This is a genomic window from Paenibacillus sp. FSL R5-0701 (genome assembly GCF_037973995.1).
Classification (GTDB): Bacteria; Bacillota; Bacilli; order Paenibacillales; family Paenibacillaceae; genus Paenibacillus.
Genome location: NZ_CP150230.1, coordinates 6,231,816 through 6,250,551, shown reverse-complemented (window position 1 = coordinate 6,250,551; position 18,736 = coordinate 6,231,816). Strand labels below are relative to the sequence as shown.

At 46.0% G+C, this 18,736-nt stretch carries 19 protein-coding genes and 1 other annotated feature; all 19 genes read left to right on the top strand.

Annotated elements, in window-relative coordinates:
* The first annotated feature begins 327 nt into the window (after positions 1-327).
* The 19 genes from cysE to rpsG all read left to right on the top strand — a co-directional run bounded on the left by cysE (position 328) and on the right by rpsG (position 18,687).
* On the top strand, positions 328-987 hold the full coding sequence (gene cysE / locus MKZ13_RS27620; RefSeq protein WP_221825254.1) for a serine O-acetyltransferase: 660 nt from the start codon (positions 328-330) through the stop codon (positions 985-987).
* A 42-nt stretch (positions 988-1,029) separates the two neighbouring features.
* A complete protein-coding gene (gene cysS / locus MKZ13_RS27615) occupies positions 1,030-2,430 on the top strand; it encodes a cysteine--tRNA ligase (protein WP_339179719.1) in 1,401 nt (466 codons plus the stop codon).
* Positions 2,427-2,906: a ribonuclease III domain-containing protein gene (locus tag MKZ13_RS27610; RefSeq protein ID WP_339179717.1), complete on the top strand. Its 480-nt coding sequence runs from the start codon at positions 2,427-2,429 to the stop codon at positions 2,904-2,906. Before cysS ends, MKZ13_RS27610 begins: the two co-directional genes overlap by 4 nt.
* Positions 2,907-2,949: 43 nt before the next feature.
* On the top strand, positions 2,950-3,696 hold the full coding sequence (rlmB, locus tag MKZ13_RS27605; RefSeq protein WP_017692057.1) for a 23S rRNA (guanosine(2251)-2'-O)-methyltransferase RlmB: 747 nt from the start codon (positions 2,950-2,952) through the stop codon (positions 3,694-3,696).
* Positions 3,697-3,701: 5 nt separating this feature from the next.
* Complete coding sequence (locus MKZ13_RS27600; protein WP_036607162.1) at positions 3,702-4,223, top strand: NYN domain-containing protein; 522 nt, start codon at positions 3,702-3,704, stop codon at positions 4,221-4,223.
* Between the two features lie 171 nt (positions 4,224-4,394).
* Entirely contained in the window at positions 4,395-5,039 is a 645-nt protein-coding gene (gene sigH / locus MKZ13_RS27595) for an RNA polymerase sporulation sigma factor SigH (RefSeq protein WP_017692059.1), read from the top strand.
* A 304-nt stretch (positions 5,040-5,343) separates the two neighbouring features.
* Entirely contained in the window at positions 5,344-5,493 is a 150-nt protein-coding gene (gene rpmG, locus MKZ13_RS27590; protein ID WP_072735843.1) for a 50S ribosomal protein L33, read from the top strand.
* Positions 5,494-5,510: 17 nt separating this feature from the next.
* Complete coding sequence (secE, locus tag MKZ13_RS27585; protein WP_017692060.1) at positions 5,511-5,702, top strand: preprotein translocase subunit SecE; 192 nt, start codon at positions 5,511-5,513, stop codon at positions 5,700-5,702.
* A gap of 21 nt (positions 5,703-5,723) precedes the next feature.
* Entirely contained in the window at positions 5,724-6,257 is a 534-nt protein-coding gene (gene nusG, locus MKZ13_RS27580) for a transcription termination/antitermination protein NusG (RefSeq protein WP_024633599.1), read from the top strand.
* A 68-nt stretch (positions 6,258-6,325) separates the two neighbouring features.
* Positions 6,326-6,751 carry a 50S ribosomal protein L11 gene (gene rplK / locus MKZ13_RS27575; RefSeq protein ID WP_017692062.1) on the top strand — a complete coding sequence of 142 codons (426 nt, stop codon included), beginning with the start codon at positions 6,326-6,328 and terminating at the stop codon, positions 6,749-6,751.
* A gap of 94 nt (positions 6,752-6,845) precedes the next feature.
* Positions 6,846-7,538, top strand: coding sequence for a 50S ribosomal protein L1 (gene rplA / locus MKZ13_RS27570; protein WP_017692063.1), 693 nt, complete (start codon positions 6,846-6,848; stop codon positions 7,536-7,538).
* A 68-nt stretch (positions 7,539-7,606) separates the two neighbouring features.
* Positions 7,607-7,754: a sequence feature (ribosomal protein L10 leader region), on the top strand.
* A 23-nt stretch (positions 7,755-7,777) separates the two neighbouring features.
* Entirely contained in the window at positions 7,778-8,281 is a 504-nt protein-coding gene (gene rplJ, locus MKZ13_RS27565) for a 50S ribosomal protein L10 (protein WP_017692064.1), read from the top strand.
* 72 nt (positions 8,282-8,353) lie between these two features.
* Positions 8,354-8,713, top strand: coding sequence for a 50S ribosomal protein L7/L12 (gene rplL / locus MKZ13_RS27560; protein ID WP_017692065.1), 360 nt, complete (start codon positions 8,354-8,356; stop codon positions 8,711-8,713).
* 96 nt (positions 8,714-8,809) lie between these two features.
* Entirely contained in the window at positions 8,810-9,412 is a 603-nt protein-coding gene (locus MKZ13_RS27555; RefSeq protein WP_237178600.1) for a class I SAM-dependent methyltransferase, read from the top strand.
* Positions 9,413-9,824: 412 nt separating this feature from the next.
* Complete coding sequence (gene rpoB / locus MKZ13_RS27550; protein WP_091020534.1) at positions 9,825-13,370, top strand: DNA-directed RNA polymerase subunit beta; 3,546 nt, start codon at positions 9,825-9,827, stop codon at positions 13,368-13,370.
* 113 nt (positions 13,371-13,483) lie between these two features.
* Positions 13,484-17,098 carry a DNA-directed RNA polymerase subunit beta' gene (rpoC, locus tag MKZ13_RS27545; RefSeq protein WP_221825252.1) on the top strand — a complete coding sequence of 1,205 codons (3,615 nt, stop codon included), beginning with the start codon at positions 13,484-13,486 and terminating at the stop codon, positions 17,096-17,098.
* A 206-nt stretch (positions 17,099-17,304) separates the two neighbouring features.
* Complete coding sequence (locus tag MKZ13_RS27540; RefSeq protein WP_221825251.1) at positions 17,305-17,553, top strand: ribosomal L7Ae/L30e/S12e/Gadd45 family protein; 249 nt, start codon at positions 17,305-17,307, stop codon at positions 17,551-17,553.
* 153 nt (positions 17,554-17,706) lie between these two features.
* The gene (gene rpsL / locus MKZ13_RS27535; RefSeq protein ID WP_017692070.1) at positions 17,707-18,129 is read left to right on the top strand and encodes a 30S ribosomal protein S12; all 423 of its coding nucleotides are present in this window, start codon (positions 17,707-17,709) and stop codon (positions 18,127-18,129) included.
* A gap of 87 nt (positions 18,130-18,216) precedes the next feature.
* On the top strand, positions 18,217-18,687 hold the full coding sequence (gene rpsG, locus MKZ13_RS27530) for a 30S ribosomal protein S7 (RefSeq protein ID WP_017692071.1): 471 nt from the start codon (positions 18,217-18,219) through the stop codon (positions 18,685-18,687).
* The last annotated feature ends 49 nt before the right edge of the window (positions 18,688-18,736 follow it).

Here is an 18,736-nt window from a genome sequence, read left to right as displayed (position 1 = left end):
TTTCTTTGGTTGCGGTGGCTGTGAGCCATCCACTGTCCATCAGTCGAAATGCGCCCGTGAGCTGCACAGCCGAATCCAGCCCCGCCCTTGTTGATCATGACAAGGGAAAACGTTAGGATAGGTTGTGACGATTGGTTTCCGTTACCAAACCGCTTGAGGGCTCATTCTATCTAAGAATGGACCGAGCAGAGTGGGACCGCGATAAACGCCTCTGCAGCTAAATGCTGCAGGGGCGTTTTTTTGTTTAGGCGAGTGTGCAGTACACTACCAAGGAACGCGCCGTCCGGTAAGCCGGAGGACGGGAACCTGAACAAGAGGGGAACGAGCATGTTCAAGAAGATCAGATCAGATATCCAGGCGGTGTTTGAAAACGATCCGGCGGCCCGAGGTTGGTTTGAGGTGGTATTCACCTACTCAGGGCTGCATGCGATATGGGCACACCGAATGGCTCATTTTTTATACAAGAGAAGATGGTTCTCGGTTGCCAGGTTCATTTCGCAGGTTAGCCGGTTTATGACAGGAATCGAGATACATCCTGGAGCTACGATCGGAAATCGGTTGTTTATTGACCATGGAATGGGCGTTGTTATTGGAGAAACATGTGAGATTGGCGATGATGTCGTTATCTATCAGGGGGTTACCTTGGGCGGAACAGGGAAAGAAAAAGGGAAGAGACATCCGACCATTGGTAATAATGTGGTTATCTCGTCCGGAGCGAAGGTGCTGGGTTCATTTAGCGTGGGGGATCAATGTAACATTGGTGCGAACTCCGTTGTGCTTAAGGAGGTCCCTTCCAATAGTACCGTGGTAGGTATACCGGGCAGAATTGTCAAACAGGATGGCCGACGGGTAGATCGCCTCAGTCAGCAATTGCCCGATCCGGTCGTTGACTCTCTGCGCAGTATGCAAAAAGAACTCGAACGATTGCAGAAAGAAGTACGTACACTGCAGAATGCCCGTGAAAATGAGACTGTGCGTGATACGTGATACAATAAATAAAGGCAGTATAGGATGAAAGGATAAGTGACCATGACGCTTCAGATTTATAATACGATGAGTCGTACCAAAGAGGAATTTGTTCCCCAAGAGCCAGGGAAAGTAAAAATGTATGTCTGCGGACCAACGGTATATGACTACATTCATATCGGGAATGCACGCCCGGTTATCTTTTTCGACACAGTTCGAGGATACCTGGAACAGACAGGACATGATGTGAACTATGTGGTGAACTTCACGGATGTGGATGATAAGCTGATTCGCAAAGCAGAACAACTTGGAACAGACGTTCCTCATGTAGCTGAGAAATTTATTGCTGCCTATTATGAAGACCTTGAGGGATTGGGTATTCCCAAGGCGAGCAGCAATCCGAGAGTAACGGAAAACATGCCGCTGATCATTGATTTTATCCGTGAGCTGGTTGAAAAAGGATTTGCGTATGAAAATGGCGGTGACGTCTATTATCGGACAGGCAAATTCAGCGAATATGGCAAACTTTCGAAACAGAACCTGCAGGAACTGCAATTTGGAATCCGTGTGGGTGTGGATGAGCGCAAAGAGCATCCCGAAGATTTTGTGCTCTGGAAGGCTGCCAAACCAGGTGAGATCTATTGGTCCAGTCCTTGGGGGGATGGTCGACCAGGCTGGCATATTGAGTGCTCCGCCATGGCTAGGGAGTACCTTGGGGATACACTGGACATTCACGGGGGTGGACAGGATTTGCAGTTCCCGCACCATGAGTGCGAATGCGCCCAATCCGAGGTATTAACAGGTAAACCACTTGCGAACTACTGGATGCATAATGGATTCATCCGGATTGATAACGAGAAGATGTCAAAATCACTCGGTAATGGTGTTCTGGTTAAAGACTTGCGGAATCAATATAAACGCGAAGCGATTCGTTATTTCATGTTGTCTACCCACTATCGCAACCCATTGAACTTCACGGATGATACGATGGAGCAGGCACAGAACAGTGTGGACCGGATTGCGAATGCGGTAGGTAACCTGAATCATCGTCTGAATGCAGTAACTGTTGATCAGGATATCACAGCAGAGTTTGCGGCAAGACTCGACCAAATTCGTCAGCAGTATCACGAGAAGATGCAGGATGATTTCAATACGCCTGATGCAATTACTGCTATGTTTGAGTGGGCAGGGGAAGCCAACCAACTGTTGCAGCAAGACGTAGTTAATGCGGCTGACATTCGCGCACTCCTCGAGTTGTTCAGTGAATTGAATGCTGTACTGCGCATTTATACTGACGCAGAGCCAGAACTTCTGGACGAGGAAGTAGAACGTCTGATTGAAGAGCGTGTAGAAGCGCGCAAGTCCAAAAACTGGGCAAGAGCGGATGAGATTCGCGATGAATTGTCTGCACGTGGCATTCTGCTTGAAGATACGGCGCAGGGCATGAGATGGCGGCGCAAATGAGCGAAGGACATCCAAATACACCAAAACAACAGGAGCAGGCCACAGAAGGAGGATGGTTTCCGTATCCTCCTTCCAGACCTGCGAGGTTGATTCCACCTATTGCACTGGCCTATATTGGTGATGCGGTATATGAGGTAGCTGTTCGTCAATATCTGTTGTCGAAGGCCAACATGCGTCCCAATCATTTGCACCGTAGTGCAACCGGGTTGGTATCAGCGAAGGCACAGAGCCGCATACTTACAACGATAGAGGCTGAACTGACAGAGGAAGAACGGGATATCGTCCGGCAAGGGCGGAATGCCAAGTCGGGTAGTGTACCCAAAAATGCAGATGTGTTGGAGTACAGACATGCCACGGCTTTTGAATGTCTCATTGGTTACCTCTATAGCAGTGGTCATCATGATCGCATGATTGAACTGATCGGGCATGGCATTGCGCACGCGGAACAACAATCGCCATCGCCGACAAAAAAATAGAAATTTCAACAAAACAACGCATTACAGAGAGGATCGAACAACGATGGAAGAAGAATGGATCGCCGGTAAACACTCCGTGACGGAGGCGCTGCGTTCAGGCCGGACCATTAATAAAATATGGATTGCCGATACAGCACAGAAACATCTGACTCAACCTATTATCTCGGAAGCTAAAAAACTAGGTATTGTCATTCAACACGTGGACAAGCGTAAGCTGGATCAAACGGTACCAGGCATTCAGCATCAGGGGGTAGTTGCTCAAGCAGCACCTTACGCTTATGTGGAGGTAGAAGACATTCTTGCCGCAGCAAAAGCGAAGAATGAGCATCCTTTCCTGATTCTGCTGGATGAGATTGAAGATCCGCATAACCTGGGGTCCATTTTGCGGACAGCGGACTGCACGGGTGCGCATGGCGTCATTGTACCCAAACGTCGCTCGGCTGCGGTAACCGTGACAGTATCCAAAACATCAGCAGGCGCTGTGGAGTACGTGCCAGTGGCTCGTGTAAGTAATCTTGGACAGACCATCGATCGCCTCAAAGAGGAAGGTGTATGGGTTGTAGGGACAGATGTCACGGCTCATGAAGGTGTCTTTGGTAATGGAGTCTTTACTGGCCCTGTGGCATTGGTAATCGGAAATGAGAACAAGGGAATGGGACGACTTATTCGTGAGAAATGCGACGTGCTGATCAAATTACCAATGCAAGGTCAGATTAATTCCCTGAATGCTTCCGTGGCAGCCGGGGTTGTCATGTATGAAGTGCTCCGTTCGCGTCAAGCGCAGGAATAGAAGGTATGGCTGATTCCCGTGATGTGCTTCTTGTAGACGGGTACAACATGATTGGCGACTGGCCGGAATTAACCAAACTGGCGGAAAGTGGGCTGGAAGAGGCGCGAAACAGGCTTCTCTTTCGTCTTGCAGATTACCAGGCTTTCTCCGGCCGTCGAGTCATTGTTGTGTTTGACGCCTACCTCGTGCCTGGACTCGGTAAATCCTTTACTCAGAGCAAAGTGCAGATCTATTTTACAAAGGAAAAAGAGACGGCAGACGAATGCATTGAGAGACTCGTTCGGGAACTAAGCATGCGAAGACGCCAAATCTATGTGGCTACGAGCGATATGGTAGAGCAACATGTCATATTTGGACAGGGAGCGCTACGTGTATCTGCGAGGGAGTTGCTAATTGAAGTTGAGCAGAACGAAAAAGAATTAAAAAAACGACTGGAAGAAGATCAGGCGAAGACCACGCGTAACACACTCGGGGGCAAGTTGAGTCCGGATGTATTAAAAGAGTTTGAGCGATGGCGCCGGGAATAACAGCACGTTTTTACAAATTTTAGAATATTGAAACTCTTGACATTTATGTTATTGATGTTCTTTTTTAGGCAGAGCGTGGTTGACGGTGTGAGGTACCATCATATATACTGATCCTATATTTCATAGAGTAGAGTAACGGGGTACCTTGCGTTGCAGCCGGAGGGATTGTCTGTGAGTGTCGACCTCAAAGATATCATGTTATCCAAGTATGATTACCAAAGTGACGAAGACATTGTCGAAGCTTTCCGTGAAGGCGAAAGCGAAGCGTTAGAGTTTTTGATTAACAAATATCGTAACTTTGTACGCGCCAAGGCAAGATCTTATTTTCTGATTGGGGCAGACCGGGAAGATATTATTCAAGAAGGAATGATTGGCCTCTACAAATCCATTCGAGATTTCAAAGGGGACAAGCTGGCTTCGTTCAAGGCTTTTGCCGAACTGTGTATTACAAGACAGATCATCACGGCGATTAAGACAGCAACACGTCAGAAACATATTCCACTTAATTCTTATGTATCTCTGGACAAGCCTATTTATGACGAAGAGTCTGATCGTACGTTACTCGATGTGATTTGTGGAACCCAGGTCAGTGATCCAGAAGAACTTATCATTAATCAGGAAGAGTTTGTGGGCCTGGAAGATAAAATGTCCGAGATTCTGAGTGATCTGGAACGTAAAGTATTGATGTTGTATCTGGACGGGAGATCTTATCAAGAGATTGCAGTAGATTTGGACAGACATGTGAAGTCCATTGATAATGCACTTCAGCGCGTCAAGCGCAAACTTGAAAAGTACCTGGAAGTTCGAGATAATTAAACACATGTTGTCGTTGACGGAAAAGGCTCGGTGTTTGAGTCTTTTTTTAGTGTCTCAAGTTTATAAAATCTAAGAATGTTTATACTAGTAATCGCTCGGTCCATGCAGGAGAAGAGAAAAACAGAGATGAGAAACGAATGTACGTTGTACGGAAGTAATACCCAATGAATGAAAGGCTATTCTTTCATTGACATGGTTATACCCTTGTGATAAAGTGTTTTAGGTAGGCCTAAATTTATGGCTTTTTTTCAGGATCAATTTAGAGACTCTGCTTGAATGTGGAAGTCTTCGGGAGGTGTACATCATGCGGGTAATTATTACTTTGGCTTGTACTAACTGCAAACAAAGAAATTACACTACGACAAAAAACAAGCGTAATCACCCCGACCGCATGGAGATGAAGAAATTTTGCAAGTTTTGTAACGAGCAGACTTCTCATCGCGAAACCAGATAGTTTTTGGAGGTGTCGGCGTGAAACGAAGTTTCAAATCTCTGATTTCCTTTTTCTCAGAAAGCTGGGCTGAACTTAAAAAAGTTCGCTGGCCTAATCGTAAAGAGCTGACCAACTACACATTGATCGTACTTGGTACTGTTGTGGTTATGACGCTGTTTTTTTGGGTCATTGACATTGGCATCTCCTTTGTGATCGAAGCGATTATTTAAGAAGGGTTCCGGTGGCTTGATATGGAAAAAAGATGGTACGTCGTTCATACTTATTCAGGGTATGAGAACAAGGTCAAAGCCAATTTGGAAAAACGCGTAGAGTCTATGGGCATGGAAGACAAGATATTCCGCGTTCTTGTTCCTATGGAAGAAGAAGTGGTAAACAAGGACGGTAAGAAAAAGACCGTTATGCGTAAAGTTTATCCCGGTTATGTCTTGGTGGAAATGGTACAGACGGATGATTCTTGGTATGTTGTTCGCAACACACCAGGTGTTACAGGATTTGTCGGTTCGACAGGTTCTGGGTCCAAACCAACTGCATTGTTGCCTGAAGAAGTGGAACAAATTCTGAAGCACATGGGTATGGTTGAGCCTAAGCCGAAAATTGAGTTCGATATTAAGGAATCCGTACGTATTAAAGTCGGTCCTTTTGCGAATTTCGTAGGCTCCGTGGAAGAAATTTTGGTAGACAAAAGCAAGTTGAAAGTGCACGTGAACATGTTTGGACGGGAAACGCCGCTTGAGTTGGAATATACGCAAGTGGAGAAGATATAGTTTCTTCAAGTTTCTTGTGGGAGGGTTGAAAAACCCGTTAACCACTATTTTGCAAGGAGGTGTCAATCATGGCGAAAAAAGTTATTAAAATGGTAAAACTGCAGATTCCAGCAGGTAAAGCAAACCCAGCACCACCAGTAGGTCCAGCTTTGGGTCAAGCAGGTGTCAACATCATGGCATTCTGTAAAGAATTCAACGCTCGTACAGCTGATCAAGCGGGATTGATTATTCCAGTTGAAATTTCTGTATTCGAGGACCGTTCCTTTACTTTCATCACTAAAACTCCACCAGCAGCAGTTCTGTTGAAAGTGGCAGCTAAAGTTGAAAAAGGATCCGGCGAACCGAACAAGAAAAAAGTTGCTACTGTTAAACGTGATGCGGTACGTCAAATCGCAGAAACAAAAATGCCTGACCTGAATGCAGCAGACGTTGAGTCCGCTATGCGTATGGTCGAAGGTACTGCCCGCAGCATGGGTATCACCATCGAAGACTAATTTTCATAAGAAACATGGCTTCGTAAAACCGGTCGATTCGCGACCGGTTGATGTGGGAGGTATATCCGCTAACACCACAAAGGAGGAATAAAACATGGCTAAACACGGTAAAAAATACCTGGAAGCTGCTAAGCTGATTGACAGCGAAGCAACTTACGAGCCTTCAGAAGCTGTAGAGCTTGTGAAAAAGGCAGCTACTGCAAAATTCGATGAAACAATCGAAGCAGCAGTTCGTTTGGGTGTAGACCCTCGTAAGCAAGACCAGGCTGTACGTGGTGTTGTTGTCTTGCCACACGGCACAGGTAAAACACAACGCGTATTGGTATTTGCAAAAGGTGACAAAGCGAAAGAAGCGGAAGCGGCTGGCGCGGACTATGTTGGTGATGCAGACATGATCAACAAAATCCAACAAGGCTGGTTCGAATTCGACGTCTGCGTAGCGACACCAGATATGATGAGTGAAGTAGGTAAATTGGGCCGACTGCTCGGCGGTAAAGGTCTGATGCCTAACCCTAAAGCCGGAACGGTAACTTTCGATGTAACTAAGGCTGTTCAAGAAATTAAAGCCGGTAAAATCGAATATCGTCTGGATCGTGCAGGTCAAATTCATGCACCGATTGGTAAAGCTTCTTTCTCTTCTGAGCAACTTAATGAGAACTTCAAAGCTCTCATGGAAGCTCTGAATCGTGCTAAACCAGCGGCAGCAAAAGGTGTTTATCTGAAGAATGTTAGTCTTTCTTCCACGATGGGCCCTGGCGCACGCGTGAACGCAGCAGCTTTTAGATAATATCTCTTGACAGGCTTGCCCTGTTTTTGATAAGATATAAAAGTTGTGAGTCCGAGTGACTGACCGTTGACATTTGAATATGCTTGCCGTAGACAGTAGGTGCCATTTGGCTTAATTTCCTGCCGAGGTGTGATTATAGAACTTAGAACGATGCAAATCGATGATGAGTATATATCAAGCCTTCGTGATTCTACGGAGGCTTTTCTTAATGGGATAAATTTGATCAGGAGGTGTACAGATTGGCAAACGCAAAAGTGATTCAAGCAAAACAAGAATCCGTTGATGCAGTAACAGCAAAATTGCGCGAGAGCGTTACAACTGTTGTTGTTGACTATCGCGGATTGAACGTTGCCCAAGTAACTGAGTTGCGTAAGCAACTTCGTGAAGCAGGGATCGAATTCCAAGTGCTGAAAAACTCGTTGCTTCGCCGTGCAGCTGCAGCAGCAGAACTGACAGAACTCGATAGTGTTCTTACAGGTCCTACTGCAATTGCATTCAGCGTAGATGACGTTGTGGCTCCAGCTAAAATTCTGAACGACTTCGCGAAAAAGAACGATGCATTGGAATTGAAAGGTGCAGTCGTAGAAGGTCGCGTAATCGGAGTAGAAGAAGTTAAGGCATTGGCAGAACTGCCATCCCGCGATGGACTCCTCTCCATGCTCCTCAGCGTGCTTCAAGCGCCAGTGCGCAACTTCGCGCTTGCGGTTAAAGCAGTTGCAGAAAAAGAAGAACAAGGCGCGTAAGCAACTTGATCTGAATGCTGCTTAGGCGGCAAATGAATTAAAAAAAATAATATTATATATGGAGGTTCACTCATGAGTAAAGAGCAAATCTTGGAAGCAATCAAAGGCATGACTGTACTGGAATTGAACGATCTTGTTAAAGCAATCGAAGAAGAATTCGGCGTAACTGCTGCAGCTCCAGTAGCTGCTGCAGGTGCGGTAGCTTCTGCTGAAGCTGAGCAATCCGAGTTCGACGTAATCTTGACTAGCGCTGGTGCTTCCAAAATCAACGTTATCAAAGCAGTTCGCGAAATCACAGGTCTTGGCCTGAAAGAAGCAAAAGAATTGGTTGACAACGCTCCAAAAGCATTGAAAGAAAAAGTTGCTAAAGAAGAAGCAGAAGCGGTTAAAGCTAAGCTTGAAGAAGCAGGCGCTTCAGTTGAAGTTAAATAATTTAGCTATTACAAGCTAAATGAACAAAACAACAAACCCCTTGACTTATATCAAGGGGTTTGTTGCTGTAATTGTAAATGGAAAGTGAGTGAGGGCATGTCCAATCATTATTATTCGGACAAACCGCAAGTGGCGCATGATCGCAGAGCAACTGAAGCGGTTCTTCGCGGGTTCAGTCTGCGATTCGTGACGGATGCCGGTGTATTTTCCAAAAACGGAATCGATTATGGCAGCAGAGTATTGATTGATGCGATAGAGTTGCCATCAGGGGCTCATGTTCTCGATGTGGGCTGTGGATACGGGCCAATGGGTCTTACAGCAGCCAAACTTGTACCGGATGGGCATGTCACCATGATCGATATCAACGAGAGAGCCGTTGAACTTTCCAGGGAAAATGCAAAAGCGAACGGAATTAACAATGTTACGGTATTGCAAAGTAATCTACTGGCTGAAGTGAAAAAGCAAGATTTTGACGTTATCCTAACCAATCCGCCTATACGGGCTGGGAAAGATACGGTTCATACTATTTTCGACCAGGCACATCGCCATCTGAAGGTAGGCGGTTCGTTGTGGATTGTCATTCAGAAGAAACAAGGAGCCCCGTCAGCGAAAGCGAAATTGGAATCTTTGTTTGGAAGAGTGGAAGAAGTGACGAAGGATAAAGGCTATCGGATTTTCAAAGCGGTGAAATCGGAATAGGTATCTACCAAAAGCTGAATCTGAGTTTGTAAAGTAAGCAGGGGATCATTTTTTTTGCAATAGGACTATTGACTTGAAATTCAGGTCGTGGTATAGTTGTAAAATGTCAGTATTAAGATGCCCTACTTGGCTTTAGCTAACTAAAAATGTCAACCTTTTTTTACGCCGAACGGGCTTATTATGCCTACGTTTGGCGTATAATATGTACATTTTGGGCAAACTGGGGATAAGAATGATTTGGAAAGACATCCGCCGATCAAAGTTGCTCTTTTTTCGAACGACATTTCGAGTAAGGGCTTTTCTTTATTTGTGGATGCATTGCTTTGCTCTGTATGTGTACCATTATAAGGTTACAAACAGAGGTTCGCAACGAAATTTTTAAAGTGAGTAGACATTGAGGGGTGAGTTTAAGTTGGCAGGACATCTTGTTCAATATGGTCGACGCACTCGGCGCAGTTATGCACGAATTAACGAGATACTCGAAGTTCCGAACCTGATTGAAATCCAACAAAAATCCTATGATTGGTTTTTGGAGGAAGGGTTGCGCGAAATGTTCCAGGATATCTCGCCGATCCAGGATTTTACAGGTAACTTGATTTTGGAATTTATCGATTACAGTCTCGGTGAACCGAAGTATACAGTAGACGACGCGAAAGAGCGTGACGTTACGTATGCAGCACCGCTTCGGGTCAAAGTCCGGCTCATTAATAAGGAAACCGGCGAAGTCAAAGAGCAGGAAGTATTCATGGGAGATTTCCCGCTGATGACCAACACGGGCACATTTATTATTAATGGTGCGGAACGGGTTATTGTCAGCCAGTTGGTTCGCTCTCCTAGCGTTTACTTCAGTACCAAAGTAGATAAAAACGCCAAAAAAACGTATACCGCTACAGTTATTCCTAACCGCGGCGCTTGGTTGGAACTGGAGATGGACGCGAAGGATGTTGTTTACGTCCGGATCGACCGTACACGTAAAATACCGGTTACGGTTCTCCTGCGTTCACTTGGTTTTGGCACAGATGCTGAGATTCTGGATCTGCTCGGTAATGACGAATATATCCGCAACACACTGGACAAAGACAACACGGATTCCACGGAGAAAGCACTCATTGAGATCTATGAGCGTCTTCGTCCGGGCGAGCCGCCAACGCTGGATAATGCGAAAAGCTTGCTCGTAGCACGTTTCTTTGATCCAAAACGTTATGACCTGGCTAATGTAGGTCGTTACAAAATGAATAAAAAGCTGCACATCAAAAACCGTTTGTTTAACCAGCGTTTGGCTGAATCACTTGTTGACGCTGAAACAGGCGAGATTATTGCTGAAGCAGGTCAAATGGTGGATCGTCGCTTGTTGGATGAAATCATGCCGTATCTTGAGAAGAGCGTTGGATTCCGCACGTATCACGTGGGTAACGGCGTTTTGGATGCCAATGATATCCCTATGCAAACGATTGATGTGTTCTCACCAACTGAAGATGGTAAAGTGGTCAAACTGATTGCCAATGCAAACATTGACAAGTCCGTTAAAAACGTGACACCGGCGGATATTATTTCGTCCATCAGTTATTTCCTTAACCTTCTACAGGGAATTGGTAGCACGGATGATATCGATCATCTGGGTAACCGTCGTTTGCGTTCGGTGGGTGAACTCCTGCAGAACCAGTTCCGTATCGGTTTGTCCCGTATGGAGCGTGTGGTTCGTGAGAGAATGTCCATTCAGGATGCTAACGTAATTACACCACAGGCTTTGATTAACATACGTCCTGTTATTGCATCCATTAAAGAGTTCTTTGGTAGCTCTCAGTTGTCACAGTTTATGGATCAAACGAACCCGCTGGGTGAGTTGACACATAAACGTCGTTTGTCCGCACTCGGACCCGGTGGTTTGACGCGTGAGCGCGCAGGTATGGAAGTGCGTGACGTCCATCCATCCCACTATGGCCGTATGTGTCCAATCGAGACGCCAGAGGGACCAAACATCGGTTTGATCAACTCCTTGTCTACGTTCGCTCGTGTGAATGAATATGGCTTCATTGAAGCTCCATATCGTTGGGTTGATCCGAAGACAGGTATTGTAACCGAGCAAATTGATTACCTGACAGCGGATGAAGAGGACAACTATGTTATCGCGCAAGCGAATGCGAAGTTGAACGAAGACGGTACATTTGAAGAAGAAGCGATCATTGTACGTTACAACAAACAGTCGGATAACATCCTTACGATGCCGAGTGAGCGAGTTGACTACATGGACGTATCGCCTAAACAGGTTGTATCCGTCGCTACAGCGCTGATCCCGTTCCTTGAGAACGATGACTCCAACCGTGCACTCATGGGATCTAACATGCAGCGGCAGGCGGTTCCACTCTTGATTCCTAAAGCACCACTTGTAGGAACAGGCATGGAGCACAAAGCTGCAAAAGATTCTGGTGTATGTATTGTCTCCGATTATGACGGAATTATTGAACGTTCTTCTGCGAACGAGATTTGGGTCCGTCGTGTTGAAGAAGTGGACGGTCAGGAAGTTAAAGGCGATATCGTTAAATATAAATTACACAAATTTATGCGTTCGAACCAAGGAACATGCATTAACCAGCGTCCGATTGTCAAAAGAGGTGCTGCTGTCAAAGCTGGCGATATCCTCGCTGATGGTCCTTCAACGGAAATGGGTGAATTGGCTCTGGGGCGTAACGTTGTTGTTGCCTTCATGACTTGGGAAGGTTACAACTACGAGGATGCGATCTTGCTCAGTGAAAAACTCGTTAAGGAAGATGTATACACATCCATCCATATCGAGGAGTATGAGTCAGAAGCACGTGATACCAAGCTCGGACCTGAAGAGATCACACGTGACATCCCTAACGTTGGGGAAGAAGCGTTGCGTAACTTGGATGAGCGCGGTATTATCCGCATCGGTGCTGAGATCAGTGCTGGCGACATTCTGGTTGGTAAAGTAACACCTAAGGGTGTAACAGAGCTGACAGCAGAAGAACGTCTCTTGCATGCGATCTTTGGTGAGAAAGCACGTGAAGTACGTGATACTTCCTTGCGTGTACCACATGGTACTGACGGTATCGTAGTAGACGTGAAAGTATTTACCCGTGAAAACGGTGATGAGCTGCCTCCAGGTGTTAACCAACTCGTTCGTGTATATATCGCTCAAAAACGGAAAATTTCCGAGGGTGATAAAATGGCCGGACGTCACGGTAACAAAGGGGTCGTGGCCCGCATCTTGCCGGAAGAAGATATGCCTTTCCTGCCAGACGGTACACCGGTTCAGATCGTTCTTAACCCACTGGGCGTACCTTCCCGGATGAATATCGGTCAAGTACTCGAAGTTCACTTGGGTATGGCCGCGATGCAACTGGGTATTCACGTAGCAACTCCTGTATTCGACGGAGCGAAGGAGTATGACGTCTTCGATACGATGGAAGAAGCAGGTATGCAACGTAATGGTAAAACTGTCCTGTATGATGGTCGTACAGGAGAAGAATTTGAACGTGAAGTTACCGTAGGTGTCATGCACATGATCAAATTGGCACACATGGTTGATGATAAAATCCATGCCCGTTCCACAGGTCCTTACTCACTTGTTACGCAACAGCCATTGGGTGGTAAAGCCCAATTTGGTGGACAGCGTTTCGGGGAGATGGAAGTATGGGCGCTTGAGGCATACGGTGCAGCTTATACACTGCAAGAAATCTTGACTGTTAAATCCGATGACGTTGTTGGTCGGGTTAAAACGTATGAATCCATTGTCAAAGGTGAAAATGTTCCGGAACCAGGCGTTCCTGAATCATTCAAAGTATTGATTAAAGAGCTGCAAAGCTTGGGTATGGACGTTAAGATTTTGAGCGAAGATGAGCAAGAGATTGAAATGAGAGAAATGGACGATGAAGATGACGCTGCGAGCGATAAGCTCAGCCTCAACCTTGAGGGTACAGAGGTCGGAGCGGAATAAACCGCTTCGAGCGCATGATGACCGGCGTTTTTCATCAGGCTCGCGTCTTTCTCCGGCTTCGGCCGGAGTGGGCGTAACCTAGAATACAGGAATTGGTTAAGGAGGGTTGCTCCTTGTTGGACGTCAACAATTTCGAATACATGAAGATCGGGCTTGCTTCCCCAGAGAAAATTCGTTCTTGGTCCCGCGGAGAAGTGAAAAAACCGGAAACGATCAACTATCGTACGTTGAAACCGGAAAAAGAAGGGCTATTCTGCGAAAAGATTTTTGGCCCTACAAAAGACTGGGAATGTCATTGCGGTAAATACAAACGCGTCCGTTATAAAGGCGTTGTCTGTGATCGTTGTGGCGTTGAAGTAACACGTGCGAAAGTACGCCGCGAACGGATGGGCCATATTGAGCTCGCTGCTCCGGTATCGCATATCTGGTACTTCAAAGGTATTCCGAGCCGTATGGGTCTTGCCCTGGATATGTCTCCAAGATCTCTTGAAGAGATTATTTATTTTGCATCATATGTTGTAACTGATCCAGGAGAAACTCCACTGGAGAAAAAACAGCTGTTGTCCGAGAAAGAATACCGCAGCTACCGTGAAAAATACGGCTATGGTTTCCAGGCTGGCATGGGCGCAGAAGCGGTTAAAAAATTGCTTCAAGACCTTGACATAGACAAAGAGCTCGAGTTCCTGAAAGAAGAGCTCCGGACTGCGCAAGGACAACGTCGTAATCGTGCAATCAAACGTCTGGAAGTTATCGAAGCATTCCGCAACTCCGGCAACAAGCCAGAGTGGATGATCATGGATGTACTTCCTGTTATCCCGCCGGAACTTCGTCCAATGGTACAGTTGGATGGTGGACGTTTTGCAACGTCTGACCTGAATGACTTGTATCGCCGTGTAATCAACCGGAACAACCGTCTGAAACGTCTGCTTGATCTGGGCGCGCCAGATATTATCGTGCAAAATGAAAAACGGATGTTGCAGGAAGCTGTTGACGCATTGATCGATAATGGTCGTCGCGGACGCCCTGTAACGGGTCCTGGTAACCGTCCATTGAAATCTCTCAGCCACATGCTGAAAGGTAAACAAGGACGTTTCCGTCAGAACTTGCTCGGTAAACGGGTTGACTATTCTGGTCGTTCCGTTATCGTTGTCGGACCTTACCTGAAAATGTATCAGTGTGGTCTGCCAAAAGATATGGCACTTGAATTGTTCAAGCCTTTCGTTATGAAAGAGCTTGTAAATAAGGGGCTTGCCCACAATATCAAGAGCGCAAAACGTAAAGTTGAGCGTGTAAGTCCTGAGGTATGGGATGTTCTTGAAGAAGTAATCAAGGAGCATCCGGTTCTGTTGAACCGTGCCCCTACGCTTCACAGACTCGGTATTCAAGCGTTTGAACCGATTCTCGTTGAAGGTAAAGCAATTCGTCTTCACCCGCTCGTATGTACGGCATACAATGCCGACTTTGACGGTGACCAAATGGCCGTGCACGTTCCGTTGTCCGCTGAAGCTCAAGCGGAAGCACGTATCCTGATGCTTGCATCTGGTAACATTTTGAACCCGAAAGACGGTAAACCGGTTGTTACTCCTTCCCAGGATATGGTGCTTGGTTCTTACTACCTCACTATGGACAACAAGGAAGAAAAGGGCACAGGTATGATCTTGCGTACAGTTAACGAAGCTGTATCGGCATACCAACGTGGTACTGCTGGTCTGCATGCACGTGTAGCTATTCCGGTTAAGGCGCTTGGTAAAACAAGCTTCACGGAAGAACAGCAAGAAGGAATGTTGCTGACAACTATCGGTAAAATTATCTTCAATGAAATTTTCCCGGCAAGCTTCCCGTATATCAATGATGCGACTCGTGCTAACCTGTACCAAGGTACTGCAGATCACTCATTTGTATATGAAAAAGGTGCTGATCTCAGAGAAGCTATTATGAATGCTCCTCTGGCTGGCGGTGTCGGTAAAGAATACCTCGGCTCCATCATTGCACGTTGTTTTGAAATTTATCACACAACGGAAACAGCCGTTATTTTGGATAAAATCAAACAACTTGGATTCACATACTCTACACGTGCCGGTATTACGGTTGCGGTATCTGATGTTATCGTTCCGCCTGAGAAGTTTGAAATTCTTAGACAATCTGAGGAAAAAGCACAAATCGTTACGAATCAGTACCGTCGTGGTCTGATTACGAATGAAGAGCGCTATGACCGTATCATTGATATCTGGTCAAAATCCAAAGATGACATCACTGAGATTCTGATGAAGTCCATGGATCGTTACAACTCGATCATGATGATGGTTGACTCCAAAGCACGGGGTAACAAATCGCAAATCACCCAATTGGGCGGTATGCGTGGTCTGATGGCCAACCCATCCGGTCGAATTATCGAACTCCCAATCAAATCGAACTTCCGTGAAGGTTTGACGGTACTCGAGTACTTTATCTCCACTCACGGAGCGCGTAAAGGTTTGGCGGATACAGCCCTGCGTACAGCCGATTCAGGTTACCTGACTCGTCGTCTCGTAGACGTAGCCCAAGATGTAATCGTGCGTGATGATGATTGTGGTACAGATAAAGGCTTTACGGTAAGTCGTATCCAGGATGGTAAAGAGGTTATCGAAGATCTCTATGACCGTATTGAAGGCAGATACTGCTTCGAGACAGTTCGTCATCCGGAAACGAAAGAAATCATTGTAGGTCGCAATGAATTGATTGACTCCGATAAAGCAGAAGCGATCATCAAGGCAGGTATTACTAAATTGCAAATCCGCTCCGTCCTCAGCTGCCGTGCAAGTCATGGTGTCTGCAAGAAGTGTTATGGTCGCAACCTCGCGACTGGTAAACACGTGGAGATTGGTGAAGCAGTTGGTATTATTGCAGCACAGTCCATTGGTGAGCCGGGAACACAGCTTACAATGCGTACATTCCACACCGGTGGTGTAGCCGGAGACGATATTACGCAAGGTTTGCCGCGTATCCAGGAGTTGTTTGAAGCTCGTAATCCTAAGGGTCAAGCAACGATCAGTGAGATTGATGGTGTAGTTAAAGAGATTCGCGAAGCGAAAGATCGTCGTGAAATCGAAATTCAAGGTGAGGCGGAATCCAAAGTTTACTCCGTTACCTACGGTTCCCGTGTGCGCGTAAGCGAAGGCGCGGAAGTTGAAGCAGGTGACGAGTTGACAGACGGTTCCATTGATCCAAAAGAGATGTTACGGATTAAAGGCATACGTGGTGTACAAAACTACATTCTGCAGGAAGTACAGCGCGTATATCGTAACCAAGGCGTAGAAATTAACGATAAGCACGTTGAAGTCATGATCCGTCAAATGCTGCGTAAAATCCGCATCGTAGATGCAGGAGATACTACGTTGTTGCCGGGATCGTTCGTGGATATGCATGAGTACGAAAGAGCTAACAAAATTGCGATTCTTAGTGATAAAGAGCCAGCGGTTGCTAAACCAATCCTGCTCGGTATTACGAAAGCATCCCTGGAAACAGACTCCTTCCTCTCGGCGGCTTCGTTCCAAGAAACTACACGTGTACTGACAGATGCAGCGATCAAAGGTAAAGTCGATCAGTTGCTCGGTCTGAAGGAAAATGTAATTATCGGTAAATTGATCCCTGCTGGTACAGGTATGCACCGTTACCGCAGCATCAAATTTGCTGAGCCAGAAGATGGCCAATCTTCAGTAGAAGAACTTGAGCCAGTTTCGGTTGATTAAATAGATTCCTCCTCATTTAGAGGGGAATGAAAGTTTTGTGCGTCAGGAGGCGGACGCTTGTATAATGCAGGCGGACGAATCCTGATGTACGTAAACTTTTAAAAAAATGTTTTAGGATTAGCATTGACAATGCTTGCGCTAGATGCTAATATATCAAAGGTGCGTGGGCAGCTGATTGTACATGGTTCTATTCGGAGGAATACACAATGTCTAATGAAAAAGCCTTGCAAGATGCTCATGTCAAAATAGGTACCAAACAGACCATGCGGATGGTGCAGACAGGTATGGCTTCTGAAGTCTATGTCGCAGAAGATAGTGATCCGCAGCTCACTTCCAAAATCATTGCTTTGTGTGAACAACACGATGTGAAGTACACGAAAGTGGATACAATGAAAAATCTCGGCAAAGCTTGCGGGATTGGAGTGGGAGCAGCTATGGCTGCTGTCGTAAAATGATAGTGTAAGGAACGTTTTTGTCCGAGAACTTTTAGGGATTCTCTAAGGCAAAAACTTTTCATTTGTCTTTTTATGAACCGCCTGGGTCTGTGGACTTAGCGAAAAGAGGTTTATAAAGAAACATGAATATTTGAGGAAGGGGGTGGCAATCACATGCCAACTATTAATCAACTGGTTCGTAAAGGACGTCAAGCAAAAGTTGAGAAGTCAAAATCTCCAGCTTTGCAAAAAGGATTCAACGCTTTGAAACGTGAATCTACTAACATCAGTGCCCCACAGAAACGTGGTGTCTGCACTCGTGTAGGTACAATGACTCCACGTAAACCAAACTCTGCACTTCGTAAGTATGCCCGTGTTCGTTTGACGAACCGTCTCGAGGTTACTGCTTATATCCCGGGAATCGGACATAACCTTCAAGAGCACAGTGTGGTATTGATCCGCGGAGGTAAAGTTAAAGACCTTGCGGGAGTTCGTTATCACATCGTTCGTGGAGCTCTCGATACTGCAGGCGTAAACAACCGTATGCAAGCTCGTTCGAAATACGGTGCAAAACGTCCAAAAGCTAAAAAAGCCTAAACCATTATAAGCAGAAAACCTGAAAGCCTTCTGGCTTAGGTCTGGAAGGTACAGGGTCTGCTGAACAAGAAAGAAAGGGGGATATCCATGCCACGCAAAGGTCCAGTTACGAAAAGAGACGTGTTGCCTGATCCGTTATACAACAGCAAGTTGGTTACTCGTTTAATCAACCGCATCATGATCGGCGGAAAACGCGGTGTTGCTCAAAGCATTCTGTATAATGCGTTCAAGTTGATTCAAGAACGTACGGGTAATGACCCTATGGAAGTATTTGAAGCAGCAATCAAGAACATCATGCCAGTCCTGGAAGTTAAAGCTCGCCGTGTCGGCGGTGCCAACTACCAAGTACCAATCGAGGTGAAACCAGAGAGACGTACTGCTCTGGGATTACGTTGGCTCGTGAACTACTCCCGCAACCGCGGTGAGAAAACAATGGAAGAGCGTTTGGCGGCTGAGATCATCGACGCTTCCAACAACACAGGCGCTTCCGTTAAAAAACGTGAAGATACGCACAAAATGGCTGAAGCGAACAAAGCGTTTGCTCACTACCGTTGGTAGGATTCAGTTCACAATAAAAAAACTTCAATTTTGAAGGGAGACCCATTTC